At 63.7% G+C, this 6,631-nt stretch carries 2 protein-coding genes; both read right to left on the reverse strand.

The window, feature by feature from the left end; all coding sequences use genetic code 11:
• Nucleotides 1-4,804, reverse strand: a 4,804-nt coding sequence (locus WBR57_RS13755) for an amino acid adenylation domain-containing protein (RefSeq protein WP_424084281.1), incomplete at its 3' end; no start/stop codon positions are given.
• Between the two features lie 3 nt (nucleotides 4,805-4,807).
• A partial coding sequence (locus WBR57_RS13760; protein WP_424084282.1) for an amino acid adenylation domain-containing protein occupies nucleotides 4,808-6,631 on the reverse strand: 1,824 nt, incomplete at its 5' end.

The following is a 6,631-nucleotide window of genomic DNA, read 5'->3' on the forward strand; positions in this document are numbered from 1 at the left end:
CGATCAAGGCATGCGCGAGGCGGTTGGCCTGGCGGTCCAGCTCGCCGTAGGTCAGGGTTTGCGCATCGAATTTTACCGCCACCGCCTGCGGATTTTCCCGCGCACGGTCGGCGACCAATTCATGCACCAGCCGCTGGCTGGAGAAGCCTGAGTCCGTGCGGTTCCAGAGGTGCAGAATGTGCTGCTGTTCTTCGTCGTCCAACAGGTTCAGTTGGCCGATGCTCTGCTGCTGGTCGTCGACCAACGCCTGCAACAGGTTCTGCCAATGGCGAGCCATGCGCTCGATGGTGGCGGCTTCAAACAGGTCGGTGCTGTAGCCCAGCGAGGCCCACAGCCCGTCACGGCTGTCATGCGCGTCCAGATCAAGGTCAAAGTGAGCGGTGCGGGTTTTCCAGCTCAGGTTTTCGATACTCAGTTGCGCCAGCTTCGGCACATCGGCAACGGGCCCGTCGGCCTGGAAGTTGAACATCACCTGGAACAGCGGGTTGAGGCTCAGGCTGCGTTCCGGCTGCAGCGCCTCCACCAGTTGCTCGAACGGCAGGTCCTGATGGGCCTGGGCTTCCAGCGCACGCTGCTTGACCTGAGCCAACAGCTCGCTGAACGTAATGTGACCATCAATATCGGCCTTGAGCACCTGGGTGTTGACGAAAAAGCCGATCAGGCGCTCGGTCTCGACCCGGTTGCGGTTGGCAATCGGCACGCCGACGCGGATGTCCTGCTGGCCGCTGTATCGGTGCAACAGGGCCTGGAAGGACGCCAGCAGCAGCATGAACATCGTCACGTCCTGGGCGTGGGCCAGGGCCTTGAGGCCGGCCGTCAGCGTGGCCGGCAACTGCAGCTCCAGACGCGCACCACGATGGCTCTGGTGGGCCGGACGCTGGTGATCGAACGGCAGCTCCAGCACCGGCTGCTCGCCGCCCAACAGGTCGCGCCAATAGCTCAACTGCCGCTGCTTTTCCCCGGCTTCCATCCAGTCGCGTTGCCACAGGGCATAGTCGACATACTGGATCGGCATGCTCGGCAGTTGCGCTTCCCGGCCCTGGCTGTAGGCAGCGTAGAGCTGAACCAGCTCGTCAACCATCACCTGCATCGACCAGCCATCGGACACGATGTGGTGCTGCACCAGCACCAGTACATGCTCATCCTCAGCCAGGCGCAGCACGGTGACACGTAGCAGCGGGCCTTCCTGGAGATTGAACAGGCGGGCAATTTCGGCTTCGACCCGACCTTGCACATTCGCCTCATCCACCTCGGCAAAACCGATCAGCAGCGGCGCCGGCGCCTGGATGACTTGTACCGCGCCGTCGTCCTGCTGCTGCACATGCGTGCGCAAGCTTTCATGACGCGCCACCAGGGTATCGAAACTGCGCTGCAACGCAGCGACATCAAGTCGGCCACGCAGGCGCAAGGCGCTGGGGATATGGTAAGCGGCGCTGTCCGGGTCCAGTTGCCACAGGAACCATTGGCGTTCCTGCGCGTACGACAACCGCAATGGCTGATCCCGATTGGCCAGGTGTATCGTCGGTGCCGACGATACCGCCTGCGCCCCATCAACCACGACACTGGCGACGAAGCCTTGCAGGCGCGGCTGCTCGAACAGGCTGCGCAGGGGGACCTCGCGGCCAAGCAGATTGCGCAATTGGGAGATCACCCGCATCGCCAGCAACGAGTGCCCGCCCATCTCAAAGAAATGGTCGGTCAAACCCACCCGTTCGGTGCCGAGGACTTCGGCCCACACGGCCGCCACCTGCTGCTCAAGCTCAGTCACCGGCGCGACCCAAACCTGTTGCGACAGGCTGGCGTCGGGTTTCGGCAAGGCCTGGCGGTCCAGCTTGCCATTCGGGTTGAGCGGCATGCGCTCCAGGAAGATCAAGTGCGCCGGCACCATGTAGTCCGGTAATTGCTCGCGCAGCACGCTTCTCAGCGCATCGGCATCTTGCCCGTCGGCCACCAGGTAGGCGACCAGCTGGTTATCGGCAGCCACTACCAGGGCTTCGCGCACGCCGTGCTGGGCCAGCAGCAGCGCTTCGATTTCTCCCAGCTCGATGCGGAAACCGCGGATTTTGACCTGGTGGTCCACCCGGCCAACGTATTCGATGACACCGTCCGCGCGGTACCGCGCAAGGTCACCGGTGCGGTACAGGCGTTCGCCGTTAGCGCCAAATGGGTCCGGCACAAAGCGTTCGGCGCTCAGCAAAGGCCGCTTCAGATAGGCCCGGGCCAGCCCGCGCTGACTGCCGATATACAACTCGCCCACCGCACCCAATGGCGCCAGGTTCAGGTCGCGATCCAGCACATACAGCGCACGGCCCGCCAGCGAGCGGCCAATCGGGCTGGCAGTGGCGCCAATGACGTCATCGCCCGCCGTACAGTCCAGTACGCTGGAGACCACGGTGGCCTCGGTCGGGCCGTAGGTGTTGAGCAACCGCACATGACCCAGGCCGGCGTTCAACCATTGCGCCGGGCCATCGAGGGGCATCGCTTCGCCACCGATGTGCACCTGGCGCAGCGCGCCATATGAGCGTGGGCCTGCTGCCAGGCAATCGAGCAGGAACAGGTTCCAATAAGCCGTCGGCAAGTCGGCCAGGGTAATGCCCTGGCGGATGATTTCGGCGTACAGCCGGCCACTGTCCCACAACTCGGCCCCGCGCAAGACCACGCAGGCGCCGTGGGTGAGTGCCGGGTACAGCTGCTCGACGAAACCGTCGAAGTTAAGGGTCGCGAATTGCAGCACGCGATCATCAGGCGTCAAACCCGAGTAAGTCGCGGCGATGCTGGAAAACTCGGTCAGCGCCGCATGATTGATCGCCACGCCCTTGGGTTTGCCGGTGGAGCCGGAGGTGTAGATCACATACGCGAGGTTGAGCGGGTCCACGGCGACGTGAGGATCATCCTGCGCACAACGCTGCAACGCCTCTTCCGCGCGGTCAATGTCCAAGCGCGCCACGTCGGCCGACAACGCCAACGCTTGAGAGGACTGGCACAGCACCAGACGCACATTGCTGTCTTCCAGCATGTGCAGCAGCCGCTCGCGCGGGTATTGCGGGTCGAGTGGCACATACGCGCCACCGGCCTTGAGGATCGCCAACAGGCTGACGACCATGGCGAACGAGCGTTCTACCGCAACGCCCACCATCACTTCAGGCCCTACGCCTTGGCCGATCAGATAATGGGCCAGGCGGTTGGCGTGGTGATTCAATTCGGCATAGGTCAGGGACTGCTCGTCAAGCCGCAGCGCGACGGCGTCCGGCCGTTGCCGGGCCTGGGCTTCGAAAAGCCCATGCACGCCCGCCGCGCTTTCAAACGCAGCAGCGCTGTTGTTCCAATCAACCAGCAGCGGGTGCTGTTCTTCAGGGGCCAACATCGCCATTTGCTCAATACGCCGCTGCACATCACCGGCGGCCACGCTGCGCAACAAGGTTTGCCAGTGCAGTGCGATGCGTTCCACGGTGGCGGCGTCGAACAGGTCGGTGGCGTAGGTCCATGAGGCCCACAGGCCTTGATCGGTTTCTTCGGTGTCCAGGCTCAAGTCGAACTGCGTGCTCTGCTCTTCGCTCGCCAGTGTCTGCACCGTCAGGCCCGGCAGGCGTTGCGCGCTTGCCACTGTGCGCGCTTGGGCCTGGTGATTGAACATCACTTGGAACAGCGGGTTGTGGCTGAGGCTGCGTTCGGGTTGCAGCGCTTCAACCAGTTGCTCGAACGGCAAATCCTGGTGGCTCTGGGCCTCCAGCGAGCGTTGTTTGACCTGCAACAGCAACTGCCTGAAGGTCATCTGGCCGTCGATATCAGCCTTGAGCACCTGGGTGTTGACGAAAAAGCCGATCAGGCCTTCCGTCTCGGCGCGGTTACGGTTGGCGTTCGGCACGCCCACGCGGATATCGGATTGCCCGCTGTAGCGATACAACAGGGTCTGGAACGAAGCCAGCAAGAGCATGAACAGGGTCACGCCCTCGCGTTGTGCCAGGGCTTTGAGGCTGGCGACCAGCGCCGGCTCCAGCGCGACGTCGTGGCGTGCGCCACGGTAACTTTGCCGGGCTGGGCGCGGGTGATCCAGAGGCAACTCCAACACCGGTTGCGTGCCGCCCAACTGCTCGCACCAATAGCCGAGCTGGCGGGCTTTCTCCCCGGCTTCCATCCAGCGACGCTGCCACAAGGCGTAGTCCGCATATTGAATCGACAACGGCGCCAACTCACATTCAAGGCCTTGGCTGAACGCAGCGTAGAACTGCATCAGCTCTTGCACCATGATCCCCATTGACCAGCCGTCCGAGACGATATGGTGTTGCACCAACACCAGCACATGCTCCTCTTCGCTCAGGCGCAACAGACTCAAGCGCAGCAACGGGCCGTTCTGCAAATCGAACGGCCGGGTAATTTCTGCCTGCACGCGGGCCTGCAACTGCGCTTCGTCTACCGAGCTTTCAACCGGTTCGATGTGTGCCTGCTCCAGCACCACCTGGGAGCGATGTTCGCCCTCCAGGTTCAGGCGCGTGCGCAAGCTTTCATGGCGCGCCAGCAAGCTGTCGAAGCTGCGCTGCAACGCGCTTTTGTCCAGGCGGCCGGTGAGGCGCAGTGCGCCCGGAATGTGATAGGCGGCGCTGTCTGGGTCCAGTTGCCAGAGAAACCACTGACGCTCCTGGGCGTAGGACAGCGGCAGGCCCTGGCCGGCCTCGCGCGCCGCCACGATCGGTAATTGGGCGAAGCTCATGCCCCGGCTTTGCAGGCGTTGGTAAAACTGCTGGCGTTGTTCCAGAGGCAGGCGAAGAAAGCGCGAGACCAGATCAATATTAGGGTTGGAAAGCATGGTTCAAATCGCCTCTAGTTCGCTCAAAAAGTCACGAAGGTCATCAAAATCTTCCGCCGTGCCCGCGCGGAAGGTGGCGGCGGCCTGTACATAGGCGCGCAGCGTTTCGGTCTGGAATACTTCTACCAGCGGCACTTCCAGGCCCAGTTCGGCCTGGACCCTGGAGGTGATCTGGATCGCCAGCAAAGAGTGGCCGCCCACTTCAAAGAAATTGTCGTCCAGGCCCACTTGCGGCAGGCGCAGCACGTCGGCCCAGATCGCGGCGATCTGTTGCTCCAGCTCGGTTTCAGGGGCCACGTAGACCTGCTGCATCAGGCTCGCATCCGGTTGCGGCAGGCCCTTGCGGTCGAGCTTGCCGTTGGGCGTCAGCGGCATTTGCGCCAGGAATATGAAGTGCGCCGGGACCATGTAGTCCGGTAGACGGGCTTTCAGGGCGCGGCGCAGGGTGTCGCGCAAACCGATTTCGTCAGCCGCGCCAGCGTCGGCCGGTACAACGTACGCCACCAGTTGCTTGCCGGTCGGCCCTTCCTGGGCCACCACCACGGTTTCACCGACGCTGTCCTGCTCGCGCAGGCGTGCTTCGATTTCACCCAGCTCGATACGGAAACCGCGGATCTTCACCTGATGGTCGACGCGGCCGAGGTAGTCCACCACGCCATCCGGGCGACCACGGGTCAGGTCGCCGCTGCGATACACGCGGCTGCCGGGTTTGCCGAACGGGTCGGGCACAAAGCGTTCGGCGGTCAGGGCCGGGCGTTCCAGGTAACCCCGGGCCACGCCCTCGCCGCCCAGGTACAACTCGCCGGCCACGCCGATCGGTTGCAGGTTGAGTTGCGCGTCCAGCACGTAGCCGCTGCGGTTGCCCAGCAGCGTGCCAATCGGCGCATAGACGGCGCCGCACGGGTCGCCTTTTCGCGCCTTCCACAGCAGCGGCGTGACCACGGTTTCGGTCGGGCCGTAGCCGTTGAACAGGTAGGTCGGTTTGAGCGCGCGCCAGGCCAGGTCGTAGCTGGCCTGCGCCACCGCATCACCGCCAAAGCAGTACACGCGCACGTTTGGCGGGTTGCCGTCGCGCTCGGCATGCTCGGCCAGTTGTTGCAGATAGACCGGCGGGAACACCGCCATGGTCACATTGTGGCGGTGCATCTGCTGGTAGGTGTATTCCGGCAGCCACAGGCTGTCGTCACGGATCAATACGCTCGCGCCGTTGATCAGCGGGTGCATCCAGCCTTCGTGGGAGCCGTCGAAGGCGAACGACATGAAGTGCAATTCGCAATCACTTGGAGAGGTCTCGTAACGCTCGCCGGTGGCGATGATGTGCGCCACCAACGGCCCATGGGCCACGGCCACGCCCTTGGGCATGCCGGTGGAGCCGGAGGTGTAGATCACGTAGGCCAGGTTGTCGCCATCCAGCTCGACTGACGGAGTGCTGTCGCCGTAATCAGCCCAGTCCTCGGTGCGATCAATCGCCAGGGTTTGCATGCCTTCGGGGACCGGCAGTTGCGCCAATGCGCTGCCGTGGGTCAGCAGCAGTTGCGCGCGGCTGTCTTGCATCATGTACAGCAGGCGATCACGCGGGTACTCGATGTCCAGCGGCACGTAGACGCCACCGGCTTTCATCACGGCGAGGAACGCCACCATGATTTCCGCGCTGCGCGGCATGGCGATGGCCACGCGCACTTCCGGGCCGACGCCACGCGCGATCAAGGCATGCGCGAGGCGGTTGGCCTGGCGGTCCAGCTCGCCGTAGGTCAGGGTTTGCGCATCGAATTTTACCGCCACCGCCTGCGGATTTTCCCGCGCACGGTCGGCGACCAATTCATGCAC

This window comes from Pseudomonas sp., assembly GCF_049590575.1.
Lineage (GTDB): Bacteria > Pseudomonadota > Gammaproteobacteria > Pseudomonadales > Pseudomonadaceae > Aquipseudomonas.